The organism is Massilia sp. LC238, assembly GCF_000735635.1.
In the GTDB taxonomy this organism is placed as follows: Bacteria; Pseudomonadota; Gammaproteobacteria; order Burkholderiales; family Burkholderiaceae_D; genus Telluria; species Telluria varians.
The window spans coordinates 1-24,301 of the sequence record NZ_JNNN01000046.1; the positions used below are offsets into that span (position 1 = coordinate 1).

The following is a 24,301-nucleotide window of genomic DNA, read 5'->3' on the forward strand; positions in this document are numbered from 1 at the left end:
TTACTTCCGCTGCGCCCTGGACGCCTGCGCTCGGCCTGGCCTGCGCGCCATCCTGTTGACGCCGCACCGCACGCAGCTGCCGGCCCAGCTGCCGACGCCGGTGTTGTGGCAGGGGGAGGGGCCCCGCGGGCACCGCACGCAGCGGGGCCGTGGTACCATGGCGGCATCGGCACACCCGCCGATGCCGAGCGCGCCGGCCACCGGCAGCCTGCTGCAGACCATCCTGGCCTTGATGCTGGTGCTCGGCCTGCTGCTCGGCCTGGCCTGGTTCATGAAACGCTTCGGTGCGCGCGTCATGGGCGCCAGCGCCAACGTGAAGCTGGTCGGCGCGCTCAACATCGGCGGGCGCGAACGCATCATGGTGGTCGAGGTGGGCAACCAGTGGATCGTCGTCGGCGCCTCGCCGGGACGGGTCAATGCCCTGGCCACCATGCCGCGCCAGGAAGGCGCGCAGGAGGACGGCGCCACGCTGGCACCGCACGCAGCGAGTGCCGGCAGCTTCGGCGACTGGCTCAAGAACACGATAGACAAACGTAATGCGAAATAAGAAATTCCTGCTGGGTGTGGGCATGCTCGCCCTGGCGCTGCTGCCGCTGGCCGTGCTGGCCCAGCCCGGCATCCCGGCCTTCACCACTAGTCCGGCCGCGGGCGGCGGCACGCAGTATTCGCTGCCGGTCCAGACCCTGATCCTGCTCACCGCGCTGACCTTCCTGCCGGCCGCGCTCCTGATGATGACGGCGTTCACCCGCATCATCATCGTGCTGTCGCTGCTGCGCCAGGCGCTCGGCACCCAGACCGCGCCGCCCAACCAGGTGATGGTCGGGCTGGCGCTGTTCCTGACCTTCTTCGTGATGGGCCCGACTTTCGATCGCGCCTACACCGAGGCCTACCTGCCGCTGCAGCAGAACCGGATCCAGATGAGCGAGGCGCTCGACCGGGGCGTGGTGCCGTTCAAGGAATTCATGATCAAGCAGACCCGCCAGTCCGACCTGGCGCTGTTCGTCAAGATCTCGCGCTCGCCCGCGCTGCAGGGTCCCGAGGACGTGCCGCTACGGGTCCTGATCCCGGCCTTCGTCACCAGCGAGCTCAAGACCGCTTTCCAGATCGGCTTCGCGATCTTCATCCCCTTCCTCATCATCGACATGGTGGTGGCTTCGGTGCTGATGGCGATGGGTATGATGATGATGTCCCCTGCCGTGATCTCGCTGCCGTTCAAGCTGATGCTGTTCGTGCTGGTGGACGGCTGGCAGCTGCTGCTGGGTTCGCTGACCCAGAGTTTCTACTAGGAGACGCGCATGACTCCCGAATCCGTCATGACCATGGGCCGCACCGCGATGGAGATCACGCTGATGGTCTCCGCCCCGCTGCTGCTGGTGGCGCTGATCATCGGCCTAATCATCTCGATCTTCCAGGCCGCCACCCAGATCAACGAAGCGACCCTGTCCTTCATCCCGAAGCTGGTCGGCGTGTTCATCGCCCTGGTGCTGGCCGGGCCGTGGATGCTGTCCGTGATGCTCGACTACATGCGCGGGGTCTTCACCGGCATTCCCGGCCTGATCGGGTAAGCGGGAGAACGCACGCGTGCTGAGCCTGACCACGGGCGAAATGAATGCCTGGATCGCGGGGCTGATATGGCCGCTCACGCGCATCCTCGGCCTGGTCGCCGCGGCGCCGGTGTTCGGCAATGCCGGCGTGCCGATGTCGATCAAGGTCGCGCTCGGCGTGCTGCTGGCCAGCGTGATCGCCCCCACCGTCCCCGAGATTCCCGCAGTCGATCCGGGCTCCTGGGCCGGCATTCTGATCCTGGTGAAGGAACTGCTGATCGGCGTGGCGATGGGCTTCGCGATGCGCATCGTGTTCGCCGCCATCGAATACGCCGGCGAGGTGGCCAGCATGACCATGGGCCTGGGCTTCGCGGTGTTCTTCGATCCGTCCTCCAGCGGCCGCTCGGCGGCCGTGGCCCAGTTCCTGGCGCTGGTGGCGACCATGGCCTTCCTGGCCGTGAACGCCCACCTGGTGCTGCTGGCGGCGCTGGCGGAAAGCTTCCATGCGTTGCCGATCTCCAGCACCCCGTTCTCGGGCAATGCGCCGCTGGAACTGGCGCGCTGGGGCGGCAAGATCTTCGCCACCGGACTGCAGCTGTCGCTGCCGATCGTGGCCGCGCTATTGGTCACCAACGTGGCGCTCGGCATCCTGACGCGCGCCGCCCCGCAGCTGAACATCTTTGGTATCGGCTTCCCGGTGACCCTGGGCGTGGGCTTCCTGACCCTGAGCCTGGCCATGCCCTACCTCGGCATGCCGATCGTGAATCTGTTCAACGAGGGGATCGAGAAGGGGCGCGCGGTGCCGCGTGCGGGGGCGGCGCGCAACGCTGCGCCACCGCCGGCGCCGGCGGCGCCCAACCCGGTGCGGGCTGCGCCCGGCTAGTAGGGCGCGCCGGCGAAAGCGGTTTTTCGGTTAGGGTAGCGGCATGACGATGACCCACCGACTGCTCGCGGCCAGCCTGCTGGCTACCATCTCCCTGGCTGCGGCCGCCGCGCCCACCCCACCCGCCGTGCGCGCCGAGATCGACGCCCTGATGGCGAAGATGAGCGCATCGAGCTGTCAGTTCGAGCGCAACGGCAGCTGGCACAATGCAGCCGACGCCCGTAAGCACCTGCTGCGCAAACTGGACTACATCGAAAAGCGCCGCGAGACGCTCGCCAGCGCCGAGCAGTTCATCGACGTCGCCGCCTCGAAAAGCAGCTTCTCGGGCAAGCCCTACCGGGTCAAGTGCGGCGCCGCGGAACCGGTGAACAGCCAGGTCTGGCTGAACCGGGAGCTGAAGGCGGTGCGCGCCGCCCAGAAGGCCAGGCCCTGAGCGCGCTTGCGCCTGGGCAAGCGGTCGCTTGCGTCCCGCCCCGAAAATTATTAGCCGCAATCAAATAGTGCTAAGGTAACTACTTTCACTACGCGAGGGCGATCATGTTCAAGAAACTGGCAGCGGAAGCACTGGGCATCAGCGATATCGGCGTCATCGTCGGGCCGGCCGACTACAACAAGGTCGACGCGGACGACTACTTGTTCAGCGAAGACGGCGAGCAGATCTTCTTCCTCATCAAGAGCAAGAAGGACGAGTACTGCTTCACCAACCTGGCGCTGATCCACGTGGACGGCGATTCGGCCGTGTCCTCGAAGCGCTCGATCAAGCGCTACGACTATGCCTCGCACCAGATCTCCGGCGTGAGCATCGAGACCGCGGGCACGCTGGACATGGACATCGAACTCAAGTTCAGCCTGGACAACACGGTATTCTCGATCGACGTCAAAAAAGCCCACATCGAACAGCTCAAGGACATCTACAAGGCCTTGATCACCATCGGCAAGCAGCAAAAGCGCGACGCGGTCTGCCGCGACAATGCCTTGCGCGCGCTCGATGCCACGGCCTCGGTGCACAAGCTGAACGTCGCTCCCGGCGAGAACGGCCTCGTCGGCCTGTACGGTGATTTGCTGGCGGCCCTGAACACCGCCATGTTCGACACCCATACCAAGCGTGATTTCAGCGACGTATTCAGCAAGTACATCCACAACTAAAACCACGGGGGTCAGGTCTGACATTCGGACACGAACTCGAGCATTGTATTGCTCAGCCCGTGTCTCAATGTCAGACCTGACCCCCATAAGAAAAAAGACCAGGCCGAAGCCTGGTCTTTTGCAATCATCTAGACCTTCAGACGATTAGTAGGTGTAGCTTGCAGCGATGCCGAAGCGGCGGAACTGCTGGCTCCAGCCACCGCGCCAGTCGATTGGGCTGTCCTTGTTGAACACGTTGTCGACGTAGCCGGTGATCTTCACGTGCGGGATGCCGGTGTAGGCCACGCTGTAGTCCCAGGTGGTATTGCTGCCAACGCGGGCGCAGGTGTCCATGTACTGGGCGGCGACGTTCTGAGTCTTGCAGTACGTCGGCTGCGCGACACTGTTGGTGCTGTAGCCGCTCGAGAAGTTCGCCGTGACGCTGTGGTCGAAGTCACCCTTCTTGACGTAGGCATTGGCCACGATGCCCAGGCGCGAGCCGAAGTCGTAGGTGCCGGTCAGGTTCGGGCCGTACGCATTGTCGGTGACGCTGAATTCCTGGAACTTCCACACGTAGGTACCGTCCAGCTTCAGGCGGACGTTGGTGCCCAGCACGTTGACACGGCCGGTTGCGTCGAAGTCGAAGCCCTGGACGCGGGTACGGCCGCTGTTCACGTACGGGTTGTAGATCATGCCCAGCTGGCCGACGCCGCCGTAGTTGACGGCATTGTTCGGCGCGTACTTGCGCACCAGAGCCAGGAACTGGTTGTCGTTGGCGCTGCTGTCGATACGGATCAGCTGGCCGGCCGGCAGGCTGGCTTCGCCGCGCAGGATGTCGACCACCGCACGCGAACCGATTTCGTTACGGCGCTCGATCCAGTAGTAGTCCAGGCCCAGGCTCCAGTTCTTCACCGGCTCGAACACCATGCCGGCGGTCAGCGAGCGCGAGGTTTCCGGCTTCAGGTCCGGGTTCGACGACACGAAGCTCGGCAGGCCGCCCGAGCATTCCGCGTTGCGGAAGGTGTTGGCTTGCGACTTGTCGGCGGTGGTGGCGCCAGGCGCATTCTGCACCAGGGCGTTCAGCTGATTGGCAATCGGGCAGCGGCGCGGATCGTTGACCGAAGTCGCGACCGAGGAACGGCCCAGGCCATTACCCGATTCGACGATGTTTGGCGCACGGAAGCCACCCGATGCGGTGGCGCGCAGCAGCAGGCTGTCGGTCGCGGTGTAGCGCAGGCCCAGTTTCGGCGACAGGTGGGCATCGAAGCCGTCGGTCCTGTCGGCGCGCACCGCAGCCTCCAGTTCGAGCTTCTTGGTAAGCGGCGCGCGCAGTTCACCGAAGAGCGCGTACTGGTTGACCACGTCATCGACTTGCAGGCCGAAGATGCCGACCAGTTCGCCGCGCAGGACATTGTCCGAGCTCTTCATCATGTACGCACTACGGCGGATGTCGGTGCCGAGCGCGAAGGACAGCGGACCGGCCGGCAGCTGCATCAGTTCGCCCGAGATGGTGGCGTCGAAGAACTTCACGTCGGATTCGCCATCGGTGGTGCGGATCGGGAACATGGTGTTCAGCAGGGCCGGATCGTTCTGCTGGCCGAACTTGTAGGTGCCGTTGACAATCGCGTCGGTATAGCCTTTCTGGCTGACTGCGCGGGTTGCCTTGGAGGCGCTCGACTTGGCCCAGCCTGCGGCGGCCCGCCAGTCATAGCTCATCAGGGTGCCGGTCAGGCTCAGCATCACGCGCGATTGATCCGACTCGGTGGTATTGAAGTTGAAGCCCTCACCGGTGTCCATCAGGCGTGCGCGATACTCCACCGGGTAGTTGTACGGATTCTTCGGATGGCCAACCGGCAGTTTCGGATACGAGAATGGGCCGACCATCTTGCCGCCCAGGACGTTGTACCAGATCGACGACGAGCTGGTGGTGCTGCCGTTGCTCATGTTGAACGGTGTGACGATGTAGTCGCTCTCAGCGCCGGCGTAGGAAACTTCCAGGTTCGCATCGATGCTCTGGCCGATGCGGAAGCTGGTGTTGCTCAGGATCGCATGACGCTTATTGTCTGTGGTCAAACCGCTGAACGGCAGGATGTCCATCTTGCACAGCTTGTCGGACGCATCGATGTCAGCGGTTGGGCAGCCCGGAGCTGCGACATAGTTGGTCGCGCTGGTGTAGTAGTTGCCGGTCGGCGAGAACACGCTCTTCGCGTCCCAGGTCGAGCGGCCCGGGGTCAGGCGATGCCAGGCTGGATAGAAATGACGCAGGTCGTCGGTGGTGTAGCCGTTGCGCTTGTAGGCTTCCGCAGTCAGGTAGGTGTTGAAGCCGTTTTTCTCGATATCGCCCCAGCCCACGATGGCCGAGACGTGGCTGTTGCGGTTTTCCTTCAGGTGCTCCGATTCACGGTAGCTGGCGCGCACGCGGGCGCCGGTGAATTCCTTGCGCAGGATGATGTTGACCACGCCGGCGACGGCGTCGGAACCGTAGATCGCCGATGCGCCGTCCTTCAGGACTTCGATGCGGTCGATCGCGTCGGCGGCGATGGCGTCGAGGTTGGTGAAGTTCTGCTGTGCGCCGTCGGACAGGCCGTATGGAGCGATCCGGCGGCCGTTGACCAGGATCAGGGTGTTGACCTTGCCTAGGCCGCGCATCGACACGCCCGACGAACCGGTCGCGAAGCTGCCCGAACTGGCGGTCGCTACGTTGATGGACGAGCTGATCGAAGAGGTCGACGTCAGGATGCCCAGTACCGTCGTTTCGCCGGTCTTCTCGATGTCGTCGCGGGTCAGGATCTGGACTGCGGCGGCCGCTTCGGTCGCGGTACGCTTGATGCTGGAACCGGTCACTTCCACGCGCTGGATCTTTTGCGGATCGATAGTCGGGACTTCTTGTGCACCGACAAATGCTGGGAAGGCCATGCTCAGAGCAACAGCGATCGCGCTCTTGTTAAAAGTACTCTTGTGCTTCACAACGACTCCTGGACAATAAATTTTTCTAGTAAAACCGCATACCTCGTAGCATTTTGTTCACTACTATCTCGACACGCGCACAAATACTCTTACACAACATTGCTTTGCCGCAAAGCATTGATGTGAGTTTTTGTGAGGAAATTTTGCCAAACACTACATTCGTCGCGTGAATGCTACATTTTGTTACTTAACGACAATCGTGCTGTGACAGAAGAGCCAATACAAGCATTGGCATTTGTCATAAACTCATGTCCTTTTCTTATAAAGCACTCGTGATGAAGCCAAATAATATTTGCTTTTTAATTAGCAATACAAAACTATTCTCCATGAGTAAGGCATAAAAAAAGCCGACTTGCGTCGGCTTTTTTGTTCCTGATAAATCTTACAAGTAGTTAAATAACGACAATCCTGACATCGTTTTGAACGACATCTGCGCCGCCTGCAGCGTGGTCTGCTGCATCGAGAAATCGGAAATTGCCTTGACCATGTCCAGGTCCTGCAGGTCGCCCAGGGTGGCCGCGTACTGGACGTCGAGGTCGTCCCCTGCGCTGTCGAGGTAGTCCAGCTCCTTCATGTGGGCGCCGACCGAGGCCTGCACGGTCAGCAGGTTGTCATGGGCGGACTTGAGGTTGTCCAGCGCCGTATTCAGCTGGTTGGTCAGCGCCGCCTTGCCGGTCGAGCCGTCGCTTGGGGCGCGCAGCGCGGCGATCAGGTCGGTCACGGTGTTGAATACCGACTGCTTCTTGCTGGGCTCCACCGTGAACACGTCGGCATCGGCGGGTTCGCCCTTGATGTCGAAGCTCAGGCCGCCGAAGCTGATGGTCTTGCCCGGCTCGTAGGCCTGGTTGTCGTGGCCCGGGACGGCGGTGCCGGTAGCGCTGTCCACCACGGTGTAGGTGGTGACGGCCGGGCTGCCGGTCACGCTGAAGGTCAATTCGTAGCTGCGTCCCTGGTTCGCCAGCGGCCGGTCGACCACCGCGCCCGAGGAGATGATGGCGGCGCCCTTGTTGGCTTTGTCGGCCTGGGTCTGGAAGACGCCGTTGCCGGTCGGGTTGTTCTCGAACACGGCGGCGCCCGAAGCCGACAGCGGGATCTTGCGCGAAGCGCCCACCTGCAGCTGGCGCTGGCCCTGGTCGCCCTGGTAGGCCGCGCCACCCGGGGTGCGGGTGAAGGGCTGGGTGGTCGCCATGTAGCCGGAGAACAGAAAGCCCCCTGCACCATCGGTGCTGTTGGCCACGCCCAGCAGGTCTTCCAGGCGGCCTTCGAGTTCGGTGGCGAGCGCCTCGCGGTCCTGCAGCTGCATGGCGCCGTTGCCGGCATTGACCGTCAGCCGTTGCATGTCCTGCAGCAGGTCGCCGGCATTTTGCAGCGCGCCTTCGACCATCGCCAGCGAGGAACGCGCGCTGGCGCGGTTGGTGGCGAACTGGCTGTTCATCTCCTTCGACTGGCTCACTTCCAGGGCGCGCGCCGAGGCCACCGGATCGTCGGCCGGGGTCAGGATGCGGCGGTTGGTCGAGAGCTGGTTCTGGGTGCGCGCCAGGGCGCTCTGCAGCGTGTTGAGCTGCGAGGTGGCGTTGTTGTAGATCGACTGGGTGCTGATGCGCATGGGTGTCTCTCGTTACTCGTCTGGTTGCCAGTTAGCGGCCGATCGACAGCAGGGTGTCGAAGATGGTGCCGGCGATCTGCATGACCTTGCCCGCGGCCTGGTAGGCCTGCTGGTACTTGATCAGGTTGGTGGCCTCTTCGTCCAGGTTCACGCCCGAGACGTCGGCGGCGCTGGCCTTGGCCTGGGTCAGCAGCGCGCCGGCGGCGTCGCCGTTGACCTGCACTTCGCGGGTCTTGTTGCCGACCGTGCTGACCAGCTGGGCGTAGGACGACTGGATCGTGGCGCTGCCGTTGTTGAAGATGTTCTTGGTCTGCAGGTCACCCAGCAGGCCGATGTTGCGGGTGTCGCCCACCCCGCCCGCATTGCCGGCGATGGTGAAGGTGTCGCCATTGCCGGGCGCGCCCGTCATCGTCACGCTGATGCCGCCGAAGCTATAGGTGGCGCCAGCCACGAATTTGACGTCGGCCGACGGCGGCAGTTCCTTGCCATCGCTTGTGACTACCTTGACGTCCACCCCGGCCGGGAAGCCGGTCAGGATCGGGCTGCCGCCGTTGCTGCGAAATTCCAGGGTCACCGGCAAGGAGGGCGGATTGTCCAGGAAACGCTGGTCGACCCGGCCTTCGCTGATCTTGGCCGTGCCGGTGTTGCTGACCGGCGCGCTGGTGGCGATCGGCGCGGCGGCGGCGATGCTCGCCACATCCTTCACCAGGACGTTGAAGTTGGCGGCCCCGCCGATGGTCGGGCGCACCAGGAATTCGTCGTCCTTGGATGCCAGGCCGGAAATCCGGAAGTCGACGCCGTCGATGCTCACGGTGGTGCCGGCCGCGTCGTAGGGCGTAACCGCGGTCGAGGTGTTGTCCGACAGGCGGATCACGTTGTAGTTGGTGCCGTCGAACGCGATCTTGTAATCGCTGTCCACCAGCTTGCCCGGGTCGCTGACGACGGCCTTGATGTCGGTGGTGCTGGACAGCGCATTGTTGATGTTCTTGCCCACGAAGGCCGGCGCCACGCTGAAGAAATCCTTGCCGGCCAGGCCGTTCTGGTCGAGGCCGAGCTTGTGCTGGGCATTGAATTCGAAGGCCAGGCCGATCGCCACCTTGCCCAGGGCGCTCTGGGCCGGGTCGAGTGTGCGGCTGCGGAAATCGAGGGCGCCGCCGAGCGTGCCGCCGGACAGGGCATTATCGGCCAGCACCGTCACCTTGCTGCCGGTGACATAGCCCACTTCGACGCGCGTCTGGTCGAAGGGCGACTTGGTGGCCGCCAGCTGGAAGGTGCGCGCGCCCACCACCAGCGGCTGGCCGCTGCCGATCGAGACCGTCAGGCTGTTGTTATCGCCGGGCATGACGTTGGCCTTGACCTGGGTGTTCAGTTCCATCACCAGTTGGTCGCGCTTGTCGAGCAGGTCGTTCGGCGCGTGCTGCTGGGCGGCGGCGAAGCTGCCGATCTTGTCGTTCAGGTCGGCGATCTGCTGGGCATACGAGTTGATCAGGGTGACGCTGCTCTCGATGGTGCTGTTCACGCCTTCGCGGATCTCGCCCAGGCGCGCGTCGAGGGCCTGGAAGCGCGTCGCCAGGGTGTCGGCGCTGGAGAGCATCGACTGGCGCGAGGGCACCGAGGCGCGATTGGCGGCCATGTCCTGCACGCCCTTGAAGAAGCCCTGCAGCGACGGCGACAGGCCGGCGGTCTGGTCGGCCAGCATGTTGTCGATCTGGCTGATCTGGCTGTAGTACGAATCCAGGCCGCTCTTGCTGGCCTGGGCATTGCGCACCTGCGAATTCAGGAATTCGTCGCTGTAGCGCTTGATCTGGGAAATCTGGGTGCCGGTGCCCTGGAAGCCCACGCCGGTATCGAGCATCGGCGCGGTGGCCTGCACCACCACCTGGCGGTTATAGCCGGCCACGCCGGCATTGGTGATGTTGTGGCCGGTCGTGGACAGGCCCGCCTGCGCCGCGAACAGGCCGCTCTTGCCAATGCTGAGGAGGTTACCGGACATGTGCTTGTTCTTTCCTTGACTGATCTAACTACGGCAGATTTCTCGAAAACTGTAGGGTGGGCGGGTCTCCCGCCCACGCGGTCAACTCACGGTGATGCTGCCTGCGTGGTTGTTCATATCCTAACTATCACCGCGTGGGCGGCAAAGCCGCCCACCCTACAAATGCGATCACGCCAATGAATTCTTGATAACGCGCGTCAGCTTGGCGGCATACTGCGGATCGGTGGCATAGCCGGCGCGCTGCAGGCCGTGGGCGAAGGCCGCGGCATCGCCGCCGCTGCCCAGCACCTTCTCATAGCGCGGATTCTTGGCCAGCATGTTGGCGTAGTCCTTGAACGAATCGGCCGGCGTGTCGTAGGCGCGGAAGCGCTCCACCTTCTGGCGCGCCACACCGTTGACGTATTCCGTGGTCACGGCGGTGGCAACCTTGCCCTTCCAGCCCGGGCCGGCCTTGATGCCGAACAGGTTGTTGCTGCTGCTGCCGTCGGCGTTGCGGATCATGCGCTTGCCCCAGCCGCTTTCCAGCGCCGCCTGGCCGAGCATGAACTTGGCCGGCACGCCGGTGGCGCGCTCGGCCTCGGCCGCGTGGGCATGCAGCTTTTCCTGGAAATTGCGCACGTGCGCAGGCTGGACGCGGCCGCTGGCCGTGGTCAGGGGCAGCACCGGCGCGCCCGGCTGGGTGGCGCCGGTCTTGATCATCGTCGCCGCGTCCATGCCCGGACGCATGCTGCCATCCAGGGGCGCCATGGCCGATGCAGCGGCTGCCGCCTTGCCTGCGGCGACGCCGTCGGCGCCGATGGCCAGCGCCTGGGCGCCCATCTGGTTCGAGGTCAGCTGGCGGGTCAGCACGTCGGCCAGGCCCATGCCGCGCTTGGCCAGGTTCTGGCTCAGCTGCTGGTCCAGCATGCCCGTGAACATCTTGCTCTGCTGGTTGTCCATGATCCCCTCTTGCGGGGTGGCCTCGCGCATGCTCTTCATCATCATGTTGATGAACATGGCTTCGAACTGCGTGGCCGCTTCCTTCAGCGCGGCGGGCGAACCGTTCCTGGCGCCTTGCTTGAGTTCGCCCAGGCCCTTGGTGTCGAGGGCAAACTTGCTGGTCAGGTCGGTGGAGGGAGAGCCGATCATGGTGTTCTAGCGTCCGGGATTAGATGATCTCGAGTTCGGCGCGCAGCGAACCGGCGGCCTTGAGTGCCTGCAGGATGGCCAGCAGGTCTTGCGGCGTGGTGCCGATCGAATTCATGGCTTTCACCACTTCGGCCAGCGAAGCGCCGCCCTTGATCATCAGCACGCGGCCCGGGTCTTTCTTGACGTCGACCGAGTTGTTGCGGGTCACGGCGGTGCCGCCCAGCGAGCCCGGGGCCGGCTGGCTGACGTTGGTCTCGGCGCCCACCGTCACGGTCAGGTTGCCGTGCGAGATGGCGCAACTTTCCAGCATCACGGCCTGGTTCATCACGACCGAACCGGTACGGGCATTCATGATGACCTTGGCCGAATCCCTGGCGCGCGAGACGTCGATGCTTTCCAGCTGGCCGATGAAGGCCACCCGCTGGTCGCTCGAGGATGGCGTGCGCACGCGGATCACGCGGCCGTCCAGGGCGGTGGCGATGCCGGCGCCGAACTGGTCGTTGATGGCTTCGACCACGCGGGCGGCGGTCGAAAAATCGGTCTGGTTCAGTTCCAGGCGGATCTGGTTGTCCGCGCCCAGGTTCGAGGCCACGGCGCGCTCGACGGTGGCGCCGCTCGAAATCTTGCCGACGGAAAGGTGATTCACTTGCACCTGGGCGCCGCCGGCCTGGGCGCCGACGCCGCCGACCAGCACGTTGCCCTGGGCCATGGCATATACCTGGCCGTCGGCGCCGTGCAGCGGCGTCATGAGCAGGGTGCCGCCGCGCAGGCTCTTCGCATTGCCGATCGAGGACACGGTGATGTCGATGGTCTGGCCCGGCTGGGCGAAGGCCGGCAGCGAGGTCGTGACCATCACGGCCGCGACGTTCTTCAGCTGCAGCTGGGTGCCCGGCGGCAGGTTGACGCCCTTCTGCTGCAGCATCGCCTGGATCGACTGCACGGTGAACGGCGTCTGGCTGGTCTGGTCGCCGGTGCCGTCCAGGCCCACGACGATGCCGTAGCCCGACAGCTGGTTCTGGCGCACGCCGGCGATGCTGGCGAGGTCCTTGATGCGCTCGGCCTGGGCCAGCGGAGCAGCGCCAAGCAAGGCGGCGCAGACGAGGACGACTTGGTAAGCGAATTTCATGACAACGGTCCTCAGAACGGCAACATCGACTGGAAGAAGCGCGAGAACATATTGCTCACCTCGGCTTTATCGACGCGGCTGTTGGTGCGGTATTCGACGCGCGCATCGGCGATCACGGTGGACGAGACGATGTTGCCCGGCTGGATGGTGTCCGGCGCCACCATGCCCGAGAAGCGGATGAACTCGACACCCTTGTTCATGGCCACCTGCTTCTCGCCGGCCACGATCAGGTTGCCGTTAGCGAGCACTTCGGTGACGGTGACGCCGAGGGTGCCGGTGAAGTTGTTCGAGGCGCTCTGGGTGTCGGCGTCCGCAAACTTGTTCGCGCCTTCCAAGCCCACGCTGGCGCCAACCCTGGCCTGCAGCGGACCCGGCACCGCGAAGCTGGCGCTGCCCGTCTTGCTGCCGGTGCTGGCGCCCGACTTGCCGGCCGAGGTGCGCTCGCTGATGTTCACCGTCAGCAGGTCGCCGATGTGGCGCGCGCGGCGGTCTTCGAACATCGGCCGGTAGCTGCCCGCGTTGTAGATGGCGCCGTCCGTGCTTGGGGCGGCCTGCACCAGCATCGGGCGGCTTGACGTCGGCCCCTGGACGATGGTGCTGGGAGTGGTCGAGCAGCCTGCCAGCAGGACTGCGGCGGCGGCGGCGACGGAGGACGCGATTTTCATGCTCATGTTCTTACAGTTGGGCCAGCTTCTGCAGCATCTGGTCGGAAGTGGTGATCGCCTTGCTGTTGATCTCGTAGGCGCGCTGGGTCTGGATCATGTTGACCATTTCCTCGACCACGTTCACGTTCGACGATTCGACGTAACCCTGCATGAGGACGCCGGAGCCGTTGGTGCCCGGCACGTTCAGGTTCGGGTTGCCAGAGGCGCCGGTCTCGACGTACAGGTTCTCGCCGCGCGATTCGAGGCCGGCCGGGTTGATGAAGGTGGCCAGCTGCAGCGAGCCGATCTGGGTCGGCGCCACGGTGCCCGGCAGCTTCACCGACACGGTGCCGTCGCGGCCCACGGTGATCGACTCGGCGTTGGCCGGGATCGTGATGGCAGGCTGGACCACGAAGCCGCTGGAGGTGACTAGCTGGCCGTTCTGGTCGGTCTGGAAGGAGCCGTCGCGGGTATACGCCTGGGTGCCGTCCGGCAGCAGGACCGGGAAGAAGCCCGAACCGTTGACCATGACGTCCTTCGAATTGCCGGTCAGCTGGGGGTTACCCTGGGTGTGGATGCGCTCGGTGGCGACGGTGCGCACGCCGGTGCCGATCTGCAGGCCCGACGGCAGGTTGTTCTGCTGCGAGGACTGGGCGCCGGGCTGGCGGATGTTCTGGTACAGCAGGTCCTCGAACACCGCACGCGAGCGCTTGAAGCCGCTCGTGCTCACGTTGGCGAGGTTGTTCGAGATGACGTCGAGGTTGGTTTGCTGCGCTTCGAGGCCGGTCTTGGCGATAAACAGCGAACGGATCATGGGATTCTCCTATTGGCGACGGACGAAGTCCGCCACGTACAGGAGAATTATGCTGGAGCAACTATCAATTCAAAGCGAGGATCTGGGTGGCTTTCGCCGCGTTATTCTCGGCGTTCTTCAACAGGCTCATTTGGGTCTCGAAAGAACGTGCCAGGCTGATCATGTTCACCATCGAATCGACCGCGCTGACGTTGCTGCCCTCGAGGGCGCCACCGGCCACGCGCACCGCCGGGTCGGCCTGCGCCGTGCCGCCATCCTTCAGGCGGAACAGGCCGTCGTCGCCGCGCACCAGATTTTCCGTCGGGGGATTCACCAGCTTCAGGCGCCCGAGGATGTTGGCGGCTGCCGGCTGGTCGGTGGTGGAGATGGTCGAGATGGTGCCGTCGCCGCCCACGGTGACGGTGACGTCCGGCGGAATCGTGATCGGGCCGCCCTCGCCCGCGATGGTGGCGCCGCCCGCGGTGGTGAGTAGACCGTTCTGGCTGGTCTGCAGCGAACCGTTGCGGGTGTACGCCTCGGTACCGTCCGGCATCTGCACCGCCAGCCAGCCCTCGCCCTTGACGGCGACGTCCAGCTCGCGCCCGGTAAGCTGCAGCGCACCCGGGGTGAAGTCGGCCGCCGCCGTCGAATTGACCACGAAGGCGCGCGTCGGCAGGCCTTCGCTCTGCACCGGCACGGCGCGGAACACGTCCAGCTGGGCACGGAAGCCCGTGGTGTTTACGTTGGCCAGGTTGTTCGAGGTCGTGGTCTGCTGTTCCAGGATGTGCTTGGCGCCGCTGGCGGCGGTGTAGATCAGGCGGTCCATCTCTCAGTTCCTCTGTTATTAACGCAGGTTCACCAGCGTCTGCAACACCGAATCCTGCGTCTTGATGGTCTGCGCATTCGCCTGGTACACGCGCTGCGCGGTGATCATGTTGACCAGTTCCGCGGTCAGGTCGACGTTCGAGCTCTCCACCGCCGACTGCTGCAGCACGCCCATCCCACCGGTATTGGGCGTCCCGAGCAGCGGCACGCCCGAGCTGGCCGATTCCGCCCAGGCATTGTTGCCCAGCGGTTCGAGGCCGTTCGGATTGGTGAAGTTCGCCAGGATCACCTGGCCGAGCGGCTTGGTCTGGCCGTTGCTGTACTGCCCCAGGATGACGCCGTCTGCGCCGGTCGTGAAGCGCTGCAGGTTGCCGGCCGCATAGCCGTCCTGGACCAGCCTTTTTTCGCTGGTCGCGGTGCCGTACTGGGTGGAGCCGTTGTAGTCGATGGTGATCGGCATGGTCAGCTCGGCGCCGGTCGGCGGGAACACGGGCAATCCGCCCAGCGGGGTCAGCACGCCGGCAACGCCGGACGTCGCCTTGTTCAGCGCGCCGTTGGAGTCGAAACGCAAGGTGTCGATCAGCTTTGCCGGCACCTTGATGGCGTCGGCCATTGCCTTGTCGATTTCGGCGGGCGTGGCGCCGGGCACCGCGGCTGCCCTGGTCGCGGCCGCGGCGATGTCGGTCTGGTTCTCGGCAGTGGCGCCGCGGGTGCTGACGGCCGACACCACCATGGCCGAGGCGGCCGCGGCATAGGTGCCCAGTGCCGAAGCGATCGTCGCGGCCACCGGCGGCACCGCCTTGGAGGCGGCTTCCCAGGCGGCGCGGGCGTCGTTGACGGCGGTGAACTCGGGACCGCTCCCCTGCGCCGCGGCAGCTGCCTCCATGGCCGCCATCTCGACACCGTCGACGGCGACGTACACGTTCCAGGCGCCAGGCTCGGCGCCCTTGACGTAGAAGGTCGACAGCACATGCGGATTGCCGAGCGTGTCGTACACGCTCATCGGGCTCTGCTTGTTGTACGAGGTCGGATCGTTTGCATTGAAGGTCGAGGTGGTCGGCGGCAGGCTGCGCGAATCGAGGTTCATCTCGATCTTGACGGCCGTCGTCTTGACCGGCGCCAGGTCGGACGTGTCGATCCGCAGCGGCGTCGGCGCGCCGGCCACCAGCTGGCCGTTCTGGTTCAGGCCGTAGCCGGTCAGCTTGGCGCCCTGCGCATTGATCAGGAAACCGTTCTTGTCCAGCGAGAACTGGCCATTGCGGCTGTACTGGACGATGCCCGAGGCTTCGGTACGGAAGAAGCCGGCGCCGTTGATGGCGATGTCGAGCGGATTGTTCGAGGCTTCGACGTTACCTTGCGTGAACTGCTGGGCGATGTTCGCCACTTTCACACCGATGCCGGCCGAAATGCCGCCGGCGCCGTTCAGCGAGTTGGCGTAGACGTCGGCGAACTGGGTGGTCGAGCCCTTGAAGCCGACCGTGCTCGCGTTGGCGATGTTGTTGCCGATGACGTCGAGGGATTTGGCTGCGCCGTTCAAGCCGCTCAGGCCTTGCTGGAAAGACATGGTGTACTCCTGAAGAATGAATGAAGTAAGCGGCTCGGCTTACAGTACTTGTTTGATATCGGCCATCGTGACGGCGCCCTTGACCGGCAGGTTCAGCTTGATGCCGTCCTTGCCCCCGGTGGTGACGCTGGCCACGCTGTCGAAGGACAGGGTGCGCGCATCCTTCAGTTCCTCGCCGCCGCGGCTCGCGACCACCTTGTAGGTGTAGGTGCCGTCCGGCAGGGTCACCGGCTTGCCGTCTTCGCCCAGCTTGTCCGGGTCGGGCACGCCGTCCCAGGCGATCGGCACGATACCGGCTTCCTGGGGGCCCAGGTCGATGGTGGCGACTTCCTTGCCGGTTGCGTTGCTGGTGATGACCACCTGCACCTTGTCGGCCGCGCTGTCGAGTTCCACGCCCAGGATGGCCTTGCCCTCCTGCAGGCCCAGCTTGTAGCCCTCGACCAGCACGCCGTGGCCGATCAGGTTGGTCGCCTGCATCGCTTCGGCCGACTGGTAGCTGCTCTTCAGGGATTCCAGGGTGGCGTTGAGCTTGTTAACGCCGGTGACGGTCGACAGCTGCGCCAGCTGGCTGGTGACCTGGGCATTGTCGAGCGGGTTCAGCGGATCCTGGTTCTTCAGCTGGGTGACCAAGAGGGTCATGAACTTGTCGGTATCGGCCTGGACGCTGTCGACTTCGGCCTTCTTGCCGTTCATGGTCGACATCAGGTCGGTGACGTTGGCGCCCGGGTTGGCGGTGTTAATCGTGGTCATGGTTTATTGATCTTTATTGACCGAGGGTCAGGGTCTTGAGCAGCATGGTCTTGGCCGCGTTCATGGTCTCGACGTTGGTCTGGTAGGAACGCGAGGCCGACAGCATGTTGACCATCTCGTCCACCACGTTCACGTTGGGCATCGCCACATAGCCCTTCTCGTCGGCCAGCGGGTGCTTGGGGTCGTAGACCTGCTTGAGCGGCGAAGGATCCTCGACCACTTCGCGCACGCGCACGCCGGTGGCGCCGGACTGCTGGGGCACGGCTTCGAACACGACCGCCTTGGCGCGGTAGGCTTCGCCGCTGGGGCTGGTGGCGCTGTCGGCATTGGCCAGGTTGGAGGCCGTGGTGTTCAGGCGCTGCGCCTGGGCGCTCATGGCCGAACCGGAGACGTTGAAGATATTGAAGAGCGACATAGTCTATTAAACCTTTTTACTGTCCCTGGATGGCCGCCAGCAGGCCCTTGATCTGGTGGTTGATCATCGTGATGCCCGCTTCATAGCGCAGCGCGTTGTCGGCGAACTGGTTGCGTTCCACGTCCATGTCCACGGTATTGCCGTCCACGCTGCCCTGCACTTCGCCGCGGTACAGCACCGGAGTGCCATTGGCCAGCACGTCGCCGGTCGCGGCGCCGCGCGGCAGGTGCCTGGGCGCGGTGGTGGCCAGCGGGCCGCCGGCGCCCTTGGAGGCGAGGGCATTCTGCAGCGCGCTCGAAAAATCGATGTCGCGCGCCTTGTAGTTCGGGGTGTCGGCATTGGCGATGTTCGACGCCAGCAATTCCTGGCGCTGGGCGCGCAGGGACAGGGCCGTTTCATTGAAACTCAGGTACTGGTCGATCTTGCCGATCATGCCGCCTCCGCTAGAGACTTGTTGGGACAGCACCGATGATACGTACGGGCAACACTTCCCAATCGATCGATAAAGATGGGCAAACCCCGGCTATTCAAAGTTTCGCCAGAGAATCTCACTGCCTAGAATGGCAGCATCTCCCACCTGCATCCGCCGGATTGACCATGAAACGCACCATCGCCGCCGTCCTGCTCGTCCTGCTCGCCCCGCTCGCGAGCGCACAAGGCCGCCAGAACCTCCCGGCCCTGCGCACGGTCGTGGAACAGTACCTGCAGAGCCAGAGCGCCGGCCTGCCGGGCCAGGTGACGATCAAGGTGGGGCAAGTCGACCCGCGCACCAGCTTGGCTAGCTGCCCGGCGCCGGAAGCCTTCCAGCAGCCGGGCGCGCGCGCGTGGGGAAAAACAACGGTCGGGGTGCGCTGCACCGCTCCCTCGCCCTGGACGGTGTATATTCAGGCCACCGTGCAGGTGATGGCCGACTACGTCGCCGCCGCCGTACCGCTGGCCCAGGGCCAGCCGGTCGACGCCACCCAGCTCGTCATGATGAAGGGCGACATCGCCGCCATGCCGAACGGCATCATCACCGACATGGCCCAGGCCATCGGCCGCACGCCGACCGCCTCCTTGCCGTCCGGCACGCCGCTGCGCCTCGACACCTTGCGGTCGCGCCCGGTGGTCCAGCAGGGCCAGGCGGTGCGCCTGGTGTCGAAAGGAACGAATTTCTCGGTGTCGGCGGAAGCGAAGGCGATCAGCAACGCCGGCGAAGGCCAGGTGGCGCAGGCGCGGACCCAGTCGGGAACGGTGGTCAGCGGCACCGCGCGGGCGGGCGGGATCATCGAAGTGGCGATCTGAAAACCACTTTGCATATTTTCATTGGACGGCCTTTTCTGCGCTAAAGTTTGTGAAATCCTTGCCGATACAGGATGCAGATCCCGGAGTTTCCGCTCCGAACAGAGAAGGATGATGCTGTGAAAATCAACGATACCCTCAAGGGCAACCCAGGCCTTCAGCCCACCAACACCAACGGCGCCGCGAACGCACGCGGCGCCGACAAGGCCGCCACGACCGCGACGACCACCCAGGTCGCGACCGACAGCGTGCGCCTGTCCTCGCAGGGCCAGGCCATGGCCAATGCCGTGGGCGGCAACAACCAGGTGTTCGACACCAAGAAAGTCGAGCGCATCAAGATGGCCATCGCCGATGGCCAGTTCCAGGTCAACTCCGAGAAAGTCGCCGACGGCCTGCTCGACACCGTGCGCGACTTGCTCCATTCACGCAAGCGATAATCCTTCATGCCCACCAGCCCAATCTCGACCGTCCTTCAAGAACAGCAACACCTCGGCTTCCTGATCGAGCTGATGAAACAGGAACAGCAGCTGCTCGTCGCAGCTGACGCCGATGGGCTGGCGGAAACCACTCCCCGCAAGAACGCACTGCTGCAGGCGCTCGCCGATTTATCGGCCCAGCGCCACGCCGCGCTGCTTGCAGCCGGCTGCGAAGGCTCGGAAGCAGGCATGGAACCCTGGCTGGCGGTGGGCGGCAATGACGAAGCGAGAACCCAGTGGGAAGCGCTGCTGGCGCTGGCCCGGGAAGCCAAGGAACTCAACCGCGTCAACGGCATGCTGATCAACAAGCAGCTGGCGCACAACCAGGGCGTGCTCAACGCCCTGCGCATGCCGGCCGGCGCGGATGCGGGCGGCGTGTATGGCGCCAGCGGCCAGGCGCTGGGAAGCGGGCCGTCAAAGCGCTACGTGATCGGCTGAGGGCGCATCTTCAAACGACAATGGCCGCATGATGCGGCCATTGTCTTTTTTGCTGAAAGCATAGAGTTAGCCACAATGCAGAAGAGTGATTACATCATTGCAGTCGAGGAAAGCCCGGACTACCGCGATTCGAATCTCATTGTCCAAGGCCTCATTGACTTCCATGCCGCACATACCGGCGGCGACACTCCCCGGGACCTGGTGATCACGGTGCGTGACGAGACAGACCGTATCGTCGGCGGCCTGGTGGGCGACACCTATGTTAGCTGGCTACAAGTGCATGCGCTATGGGTTGACGAATCGGCGCGGAACTGCGGCATCGGCCGTGCCATCCTGATCAAGGCCGAGGAGGAAGGGCTGCGTCGGGGTTGCAAGCGCGTCTTCCTGGAGACACTGAGTTTCCAGGCCCTGGCGTTTTACCAGAAGCTGGGCTACGTCGTGCAGCACCGCCTGGAAGGCTTTCCGCCAGGCGGCGCGCGCTATGCGCTGACCAAGGAACACGGTGTGGCGCCGCCGCCCGAGCTGTAAGCGCTCTTCGTCCCGTGGCAATGCGTGCATTTTGCGCGGCGCTTGTCTGGTACGCTCGCGCGATTTCAAACAACAACAAACGCGCACATGCAAACGATCGGATCTCTGAATAACTGGCAACGTCGTGGACTCGGCATCCTGGCCCTTGGTGGAGGGGCGGTAGGCTTCGCTTCAAGCATGAGCGCAGTCCTGCAAGCTCAGGTGCCGACCACAAATACGATTTTCCCCTTCACGCTGGCCGTGGCGTTTTTCCTATGGGGTATATGGTGTGGCGTGCAGATGCTCGAAGGTGGCCGGCAGGCCCTGTACCGGAATGCCCTTTTCTGGCTCGCCCAGGTGCCTCTGCTGCAAACGTCCATGTTCGGCTACGCGGTGTTCTGCGGCGCGCAGCTTCAGGTCTTTGCCAAGCTGTCGCCCTTCCAGCTCGGCTTTTTCGGTTCCGGATTTGGCGCGCAGTTCAGCCTCAACCTGGGGCAACCGGGCGCACGCTTCGCCATCGGCGTGAACCTCGTCGCACTATGCATTTCATTCTGGCTCATGCGCAAATGCGAGAGCGCCGATCGGGCCTTGTCCACGGCTCCTGCAAAACCGGCATGAGCGCATAAGGGCACGTTTCTCCCGGTGTTCAGCCGCCGCCCAGCGCGATCCGCGTCGGCGCGTCGCGCTCCACCCGCAGCCGGTCGCCCGACTGGATCAGCTCCGTCACCTGGAGCGAGCTGCGGCGCTGTTCCGGGCCGTCGGTGCCGGTGCCGGCGCCGCCCTGGACCTGGCCGCGTCCCGGGTGCGTGAAGTAGAACAGCCAGGCGCGGTCGCCGACCACCACGACGTCGGCATGGCCGCCGATGACGCCGTCGTCGGCGCCCTTGCCCGGCTGCTGCAGCAGGTTGTCCGGCTGGCGGGTCCAGTTCACGGCGTCCGTTGATCGGTACACGGCCAGGCCGCGCCAGACGTCGGTGATCATCCACCACGCGCCGCGCCACTGGAACACCTTCGGACCTTCGCCGGCCTGGTCGGCGACGACCTTCCCGCGTCCGGTCCAGTTCTCGAGGTCCGGGCTGTCGGCGTAGTAGATCGACTTGCCGTCGCGCTCGTTGTTGTACCACATGCGCCAGCCGCCGCCCGGCAGGCGGGTGACGGCGGCGTCGATGACGCGGTCCGAGGCCAGCGGGATGTCGCGCGCGTTGCGCCAGGTGCGCAGGTCGGTGCTGGTGAGCTGCACGATGTGGCGCGGGTGCTTCCAGTCGGTGAACACGCCCGGCACCACGGTCAGGAACATGCGGTAGCTGCCGTCGTCGGCGCGCACCACGTCCGGCGCCCAGTGCGTGGCATCAAGTCCGCCCAGCGCCGCCGGCAGCTCGATGTCGGCGGTGCCGACATAGCTCCAGCTGGCGCCCTCATCAACCGATTCAGCGATGCCGATCTTCGTGCCGTGCACCCACGATACGCCCGACAGGCCGGCCGCGTTGGCGCGGCGGTTGGTATAGAACATCCACCAGGTGCCGCGCGCCGCATTGCGGATCACGACCGGGTCGGCGGCGCCGTCGAAGACGGGATCGCGGAACAGCGGCTTGGCGGCGATGCGGCCCTTGGACATCGGCTGATCAGGCGCAGCAACCACTGACTTCAAAGCGGCAGCGTGCGCAAGCGGACCGGCCGCTTCCGTTTGCGCGATTGCGTGCGCGTTGGCGAAAAGGCAGGCACAGACAAGGAGGCGCAGCAGAATATTCATTGGGCAGGACGCAGTGGGTAATGGCGCCAGTATCCGCATCCGCGTGCGCCGCAGTCAATCCTGCCAGGGCGAATCCAGGAAAGAATCAACAAGCTGAGCAGATCCGCCGGCGCCTGGCAACTTCAGGCACGCGGTGGCACGCGCTTCAGCGGCAGGACCCGGTGGGCGATCCGTTCGCCAATGTCCTGCAGACGCGTCTTCACCGATGCGCTCTCGAGCCGGTCGAGACGCCGGGAAAAGTGGCTGACGCCCGGAAGATCGACACCGAACAACTGCTGGCGACAGGGTGAATCAGCAAACTGGGCCAGGTCGGATGGCGCCGCGCTGGCATGTGCCTTCATCCAGAAATGGGCATAGGAATAAATCAGGGACTTGCGCACGTGCTCGGTACGGTTGTCCTCCGCCATATGGAGGACATGCGTATTGAAAAGCACACCGTCACCCGCGCGCGGAACCACGCGCGTCACCGCCGACGAGCGTGCGAGTGTGGGCCTATGCGGATTGACGTGCAAGGGCGGGAAGCGGTGGCTTCCCGGTATGAAAGCCAGGCATCCCTGCTCGGGAGCGAGATCTTCGAAAAAGATGTGCAGCTTGACCAGCAGATTGCTTGTGTGCGCGTGGTCGACGCCCAGCACGCGCGCCACATCTGAATGGAACGGGCTGGTAAAGGTCGGGCCCGGGAAAAACAGCCTGGCGCTGGTTTCGTTCAGGGCCAGGTCCTCGCCGATCGTCAGCCGCAGCAGCGGCAGCAGCTGCGGCAGGTCGACAAGGTCGATGAACACGGGATCGGCGTCCAGGATACCGGGCAGGTCCACGAAGCTCGCCCCGTCCCTGCGCTGCCGTTCCACCTGCCCGGCGTGGCGCACGTGCGCCTCTTCGAAGGCGTCGCGAACACGTTGCGTCATCCCGGGAGACAGCAGTCCGGGCAGGTGCACGAAGCCTTGTGTATCGAATTGCAGTTTTAGATCCAGCAGATCGTCGGCACTATACTTATCCATTGCGATGGTCATGAAAACGTTGGCGCCGGCTGGCACCATGGTTGTCGAATCGGGACGGCGTGTCCGCACGAGCTTGATGCCTGATGATGACTACCCTTCAGTGGTCAAGGCCGTGTCCGTCGGAAGCATGCGCCGGCACGGGCTGCGAGATCTTCTCCGGATGTGCCGCCCGTGTTGCCAGCCTGAACAAACGAAGCTGTCCGCGCGTCGTCGCTTCCCAGCTGAATTGTTCCGCATAGGCACGGGTCGAACGGGGTTCCGGGCTGCGTGAGCGCAGTTCCCGCACACCGTCGATGACACCCTGCGCCGAGTTGCTCGTCATGAGAACGCCCGCCGCCGGCTCCCGTACCACCTCCGGCGTTCCCCAAACATTGCTAGCAATCACCCTTGTTCCGCAGGCCATTGCCTCAAGCAGAACATTGGCCCAGCCTTCACGGCTGGACGCCAGCACCAGTGCATCGGCCGCGCTGTAGTAGTCGCGCAGTCGTTCCTGAGTCATTGCTCCCGCGAAGACGACACGGTCCGCAACGCCCTTGGCACGCGCGAGCGAGACCAGGCGCTTGTGATCCGGTCCGCTGCCCACGATCACGAGGCGCGCATCGGGAATGCCGGGCAGCGCCGAAATGACGTGCGCATGTCCCTTGCGCGGGTCAAGGTGTCCGACCAAGAGCAGTGTGAAATGCCGCAGGCCCAGTGCATCGCGGGCGGCAGCACGGTCCACCGGCTTGAACAGGTCGAGGTCGACGCCGTTACGTAAGGTCGTGATCCGGGAGTGATCCATCCCGGAGCGCAGCATTTCGTTCCTCAGTGCGTCGCATACGGTGATCATGGCAGCCGCGTGCTTGCCTGCCCAGTGAATCATGGCGCGCGGGATACGTCGCCGCATGATGAGGTTGATATCTGTCCCCAACGCGGAAATGATCACCGGCTTGTTGAAGTATTTGCCCAGCAAAACCGCCGCAACGCCGTCAGGGTAGAAATAGTGCGCATCGATGACATCGAAATCGAATCCTTCGTCCAGCAGCTTTCCCATGACACCACGAGCAGCAAGCGCCAGGCTCATGGGCGTAAGGTTAGTCCCCAGTTTGGGAATGACCACATAACGAGGATGGTAAACCTCCGTGCCAACACGCGTTTCCAGGAATGGTGCCATAGCGAATGTGCCATATTCCCCGAAGCGTTGGCTGGGGAATGGAAACCATGGAATCGGAGCGACGACTTTAGCCTCCACTTCACCAGTCGCAAGCTGATGGCGCAGTGTGGTCTCGGTGAAAATGCCGTGGTGTGGCTTGGCTGAATTGGGGAATAGCGTACTGAAGGTGAGAATTCTCATGATACGCACAGCGCAGGATAGGAATTGATGAGATAGCCCCTTGATTCACCAGACACAGTCGATGCTGTATCCTTACGGATAGGAATAAGACTGTGAGTATGACTAGGAACAACCAAACCATCGAAGTCGTGACGGTGTCCGAAGAGCGACGCCGC

At 64.2% G+C, this 24,301-nt stretch carries 26 protein-coding genes; 11 read left to right on the top strand and 15 right to left on the bottom strand.

Features of this window, described 5'->3' with window-relative positions:
• The 6 genes from fliO to FG94_RS12805 form a co-directional block, all read left to right on the top strand.
• Window positions 1-547, top strand: a 547-nt coding sequence (fliO, locus tag FG94_RS12780; protein ID WP_373964999.1) for a flagellar biosynthetic protein FliO, incomplete at its 5' end; no start/stop codon positions are given.
• A complete protein-coding gene (gene fliP / locus FG94_RS12785; RefSeq protein ID WP_036212138.1) occupies window positions 537-1,286 on the top strand; it encodes a flagellar type III secretion system pore protein FliP in 750 nt (249 codons plus the stop codon). The genes fliO and fliP, both read left to right, overlap by 11 nt.
• Window positions 1,287-1,295: 9 nt before the next feature.
• A complete protein-coding gene (gene fliQ, locus FG94_RS12790) occupies window positions 1,296-1,565 on the top strand; it encodes a flagellar biosynthesis protein FliQ (protein ID WP_027864440.1) in 270 nt (89 codons plus the stop codon).
• 16 nt (window positions 1,566-1,581) lie between these two features.
• The gene (gene fliR / locus FG94_RS12795; protein WP_036212140.1) at window positions 1,582-2,427 is read left to right on the top strand and encodes a flagellar biosynthetic protein FliR; all 846 of its coding nucleotides are present in this window, start codon (window positions 1,582-1,584) and stop codon (window positions 2,425-2,427) included.
• Between the two features lie 43 nt (window positions 2,428-2,470).
• Window positions 2,471-2,860, top strand: a complete 390-nt coding sequence (locus FG94_RS12800; RefSeq protein WP_036212142.1) for a DUF5329 domain-containing protein — start codon at window positions 2,471-2,473, stop codon at window positions 2,858-2,860.
• Between the two features lie 104 nt (window positions 2,861-2,964).
• Window positions 2,965-3,573, top strand: coding sequence for a PH domain-containing protein (locus tag FG94_RS12805; protein ID WP_036212144.1), 609 nt, complete (start codon window positions 2,965-2,967; stop codon window positions 3,571-3,573).
• 144 nt (window positions 3,574-3,717) lie between these two features.
• Here FG94_RS12805 and FG94_RS12810 read toward each other — a convergent pair whose 3' ends face one another.
• From FG94_RS12810 to flgB, 12 genes are all read right to left on the bottom strand, one after another.
• Complete coding sequence (locus FG94_RS12810; protein WP_051996605.1) at window positions 3,718-6,468, bottom strand: TonB-dependent siderophore receptor; 2,751 nt, start codon at window positions 6,466-6,468, stop codon at window positions 3,718-3,720.
• A 433-nt stretch (window positions 6,469-6,901) separates the two neighbouring features.
• Window positions 6,902-8,125, bottom strand: a complete 1,224-nt coding sequence (gene flgL / locus FG94_RS12815; RefSeq protein ID WP_036212147.1) for a flagellar hook-associated protein FlgL — start codon at window positions 8,123-8,125, stop codon at window positions 6,902-6,904.
• Window positions 8,126-8,156: 31 nt separating this feature from the next.
• Window positions 8,157-10,118, bottom strand: coding sequence for a flagellar hook-associated protein FlgK (gene flgK, locus FG94_RS12820; protein WP_036212150.1), 1,962 nt, complete (start codon window positions 10,116-10,118; stop codon window positions 8,157-8,159).
• Between the two features lie 168 nt (window positions 10,119-10,286).
• Window positions 10,287-11,246: a flagellar assembly peptidoglycan hydrolase FlgJ gene (gene flgJ, locus FG94_RS12825; protein WP_036212154.1), complete on the bottom strand. Its 960-nt coding sequence runs from the start codon at window positions 11,244-11,246 to the stop codon at window positions 10,287-10,289.
• 19 nt (window positions 11,247-11,265) lie between these two features.
• The gene (locus tag FG94_RS12830; RefSeq protein WP_036212157.1) at window positions 11,266-12,372 is read right to left on the bottom strand and encodes a flagellar basal body P-ring protein FlgI; all 1,107 of its coding nucleotides are present in this window, start codon (window positions 12,370-12,372) and stop codon (window positions 11,266-11,268) included.
• A gap of 11 nt (window positions 12,373-12,383) precedes the next feature.
• Window positions 12,384-13,037: a flagellar basal body L-ring protein FlgH gene (locus tag FG94_RS12835; RefSeq protein WP_036212202.1), complete on the bottom strand. Its 654-nt coding sequence runs from the start codon at window positions 13,035-13,037 to the stop codon at window positions 12,384-12,386.
• 10 nt (window positions 13,038-13,047) lie between these two features.
• Window positions 13,048-13,830, bottom strand: coding sequence for a flagellar basal-body rod protein FlgG (flgG, locus tag FG94_RS12840; protein WP_027864451.1), 783 nt, complete (start codon window positions 13,828-13,830; stop codon window positions 13,048-13,050).
• Between the two features lie 64 nt (window positions 13,831-13,894).
• Window positions 13,895-14,635: a flagellar basal-body rod protein FlgF gene (gene flgF, locus FG94_RS12845; RefSeq protein WP_036212159.1), complete on the bottom strand. Its 741-nt coding sequence runs from the start codon at window positions 14,633-14,635 to the stop codon at window positions 13,895-13,897.
• Window positions 14,636-14,653: 18 nt separating this feature from the next.
• On the bottom strand, window positions 14,654-16,198 hold the full coding sequence (locus FG94_RS12850; protein ID WP_036212162.1) for a flagellar hook protein FlgE: 1,545 nt from the start codon (window positions 16,196-16,198) through the stop codon (window positions 14,654-14,656).
• Between the two features lie 39 nt (window positions 16,199-16,237).
• On the bottom strand, window positions 16,238-16,948 hold the full coding sequence (locus tag FG94_RS12855; protein ID WP_036212165.1) for a flagellar hook assembly protein FlgD: 711 nt from the start codon (window positions 16,946-16,948) through the stop codon (window positions 16,238-16,240).
• Window positions 16,949-16,961: 13 nt separating this feature from the next.
• Window positions 16,962-17,363, bottom strand: coding sequence for a flagellar basal body rod protein FlgC (gene flgC, locus FG94_RS12860; protein WP_027864455.1), 402 nt, complete (start codon window positions 17,361-17,363; stop codon window positions 16,962-16,964).
• A gap of 16 nt (window positions 17,364-17,379) precedes the next feature.
• Window positions 17,380-17,796 carry a flagellar basal body rod protein FlgB gene (gene flgB / locus FG94_RS12865; protein ID WP_036212168.1) on the bottom strand — a complete coding sequence of 139 codons (417 nt, stop codon included), beginning with the start codon at window positions 17,794-17,796 and terminating at the stop codon, window positions 17,380-17,382.
• 164 nt (window positions 17,797-17,960) lie between these two features.
• On the opposite strand from flgB, the gene flgA reads away from it, so the two are divergent.
• The 5 genes from flgA (at window position 17,961) to FG94_RS12890 (ending at window position 20,683) form a co-directional block, all read left to right on the top strand.
• On the top strand, window positions 17,961-18,647 hold the full coding sequence (gene flgA, locus FG94_RS12870; protein WP_036212171.1) for a flagellar basal body P-ring formation chaperone FlgA: 687 nt from the start codon (window positions 17,961-17,963) through the stop codon (window positions 18,645-18,647).
• Window positions 18,648-18,763: 116 nt separating this feature from the next.
• Window positions 18,764-19,081, top strand: a complete 318-nt coding sequence (flgM, locus tag FG94_RS12875; RefSeq protein ID WP_027864458.1) for a flagellar biosynthesis anti-sigma factor FlgM — start codon at window positions 18,764-18,766, stop codon at window positions 19,079-19,081.
• Window positions 19,082-19,087: 6 nt separating this feature from the next.
• Window positions 19,088-19,558, top strand: coding sequence for a flagella synthesis protein FlgN (locus FG94_RS12880; protein ID WP_036212173.1), 471 nt, complete (start codon window positions 19,088-19,090; stop codon window positions 19,556-19,558).
• Window positions 19,559-19,633: 75 nt separating this feature from the next.
• Window positions 19,634-20,086 (top strand): N-acetyltransferase, encoded by a 453-nt coding sequence (locus FG94_RS12885; RefSeq protein WP_051996607.1) that lies wholly within the window; start codon window positions 19,634-19,636, stop codon window positions 20,084-20,086.
• An 87-nt stretch (window positions 20,087-20,173) separates the two neighbouring features.
• Window positions 20,174-20,683 (top strand): hypothetical protein, encoded by a 510-nt coding sequence (locus tag FG94_RS12890; RefSeq protein WP_152570964.1) that lies wholly within the window; start codon window positions 20,174-20,176, stop codon window positions 20,681-20,683.
• A gap of 28 nt (window positions 20,684-20,711) precedes the next feature.
• Here the strand turns inward: FG94_RS12890 and FG94_RS12895 are convergent, their stop codons facing one another.
• The 3 genes from FG94_RS12895 to FG94_RS12915 all read right to left on the bottom strand — a co-directional run bounded on the left by FG94_RS12895 (window position 20,712) and on the right by FG94_RS12915 (window position 24,146).
• Window positions 20,712-21,680: a hypothetical protein gene (locus FG94_RS12895; protein ID WP_051996609.1), complete on the bottom strand. Its 969-nt coding sequence runs from the start codon at window positions 21,678-21,680 to the stop codon at window positions 20,712-20,714.
• Between the two features lie 257 nt (window positions 21,681-21,937).
• The gene (locus tag FG94_RS26035; RefSeq protein WP_161783964.1) at window positions 21,938-22,825 is read right to left on the bottom strand and encodes a phytanoyl-CoA dioxygenase family protein; all 888 of its coding nucleotides are present in this window, start codon (window positions 22,823-22,825) and stop codon (window positions 21,938-21,940) included.
• An 85-nt stretch (window positions 22,826-22,910) separates the two neighbouring features.
• Complete coding sequence (locus FG94_RS12915; protein ID WP_051996613.1) at window positions 22,911-24,146, bottom strand: glycosyltransferase family 4 protein; 1,236 nt, start codon at window positions 24,144-24,146, stop codon at window positions 22,911-22,913.
• Between the last annotated feature and the right edge of the window lie 155 nt (window positions 24,147-24,301).

What these genes read in the sequence shown, in the direction of transcription:
- fliP (WP_036212138.1), top strand. Translation starts at nt 537, where the DNA reads ATGCGAAATAAGAAATTCCTGCTGGGTGTGGGCATGCTCGCCCTGGCG.
- fliQ (WP_027864440.1), top strand. Translation starts at nt 1,296, where the DNA reads ATGACTCCCGAATCCGTCATGACCATGGGCCGCACCGCGATGGAGATC.
- FG94_RS12800 (WP_036212142.1), top strand. Translation starts at nt 2,471, where the DNA reads ATGACGATGACCCACCGACTGCTCGCGGCCAGCCTGCTGGCTACCATC.
- FG94_RS12805 (WP_036212144.1), top strand. Translation starts at nt 2,965, where the DNA reads ATGTTCAAGAAACTGGCAGCGGAAGCACTGGGCATCAGCGATATCGGC.
- FG94_RS12810 (WP_051996605.1), bottom strand. Translation starts at nt 6,468, where the DNA reads ATGGCCTTCCCAGCATTTGTCGGTGCACAAGAAGTCCCGACTATCGAT.
- flgL (WP_036212147.1), bottom strand. Translation starts at nt 8,125, where the DNA reads ATGCGCATCAGCACCCAGTCGATCTACAACAACGCCACCTCGCAGCTC.
- flgK (WP_036212150.1), bottom strand. Translation starts at nt 10,118, where the DNA reads ATGTCCGGTAACCTCCTCAGCATTGGCAAGAGCGGCCTGTTCGCGGCG.
- flgJ (WP_036212154.1), bottom strand. Translation starts at nt 11,246, where the DNA reads ATGATCGGCTCTCCCTCCACCGACCTGACCAGCAAGTTTGCCCTCGAC.
- FG94_RS12830 (WP_036212157.1), bottom strand. Translation starts at nt 12,372, where the DNA reads ATGAAATTCGCTTACCAAGTCGTCCTCGTCTGCGCCGCCTTGCTTGGC.
- FG94_RS12835 (WP_036212202.1), bottom strand. Translation starts at nt 13,037, where the DNA reads ATGAAAATCGCGTCCTCCGTCGCCGCCGCCGCCGCAGTCCTGCTGGCA.
- flgG (WP_027864451.1), bottom strand. Translation starts at nt 13,830, where the DNA reads ATGATCCGTTCGCTGTTTATCGCCAAGACCGGCCTCGAAGCGCAGCAA.
- flgF (WP_036212159.1), bottom strand. Translation starts at nt 14,635, where the DNA reads ATGGACCGCCTGATCTACACCGCCGCCAGCGGCGCCAAGCACATCCTG.
- FG94_RS12850 (WP_036212162.1), bottom strand. Translation starts at nt 16,198, where the DNA reads ATGTCTTTCCAGCAAGGCCTGAGCGGCTTGAACGGCGCAGCCAAATCC.
- FG94_RS12855 (WP_036212165.1), bottom strand. Translation starts at nt 16,948, where the DNA reads ATGACCACGATTAACACCGCCAACCCGGGCGCCAACGTCACCGACCTG.
- flgC (WP_027864455.1), bottom strand. Translation starts at nt 17,363, where the DNA reads ATGTCGCTCTTCAATATCTTCAACGTCTCCGGTTCGGCCATGAGCGCC.
- flgB (WP_036212168.1), bottom strand. Translation starts at nt 17,796, where the DNA reads ATGATCGGCAAGATCGACCAGTACCTGAGTTTCAATGAAACGGCCCTG.
- flgA (WP_036212171.1), top strand. Translation starts at nt 17,961, where the DNA reads ATGAAACGCACCATCGCCGCCGTCCTGCTCGTCCTGCTCGCCCCGCTC.
- FG94_RS12880 (WP_036212173.1), top strand. Translation starts at nt 19,088, where the DNA reads ATGCCCACCAGCCCAATCTCGACCGTCCTTCAAGAACAGCAACACCTC.
- FG94_RS12885 (WP_051996607.1), top strand. Translation starts at nt 19,634, where the DNA reads ATGCAGAAGAGTGATTACATCATTGCAGTCGAGGAAAGCCCGGACTAC.
- FG94_RS12890 (WP_152570964.1), top strand. Translation starts at nt 20,174, where the DNA reads ATGCAAACGATCGGATCTCTGAATAACTGGCAACGTCGTGGACTCGGC.
- FG94_RS12895 (WP_051996609.1), bottom strand. Translation starts at nt 21,680, where the DNA reads ATGTCCAAGGGCCGCATCGCCGCCAAGCCGCTGTTCCGCGATCCCGTC.
- FG94_RS26035 (WP_161783964.1), bottom strand. Translation starts at nt 22,825, where the DNA reads ATGACCATCGCAATGGATAAGTATAGTGCCGACGATCTGCTGGATCTA.
- FG94_RS12915 (WP_051996613.1), bottom strand. Translation starts at nt 24,146, where the DNA reads ATGAGAATTCTCACCTTCAGTACGCTATTCCCCAATTCAGCCAAGCCA.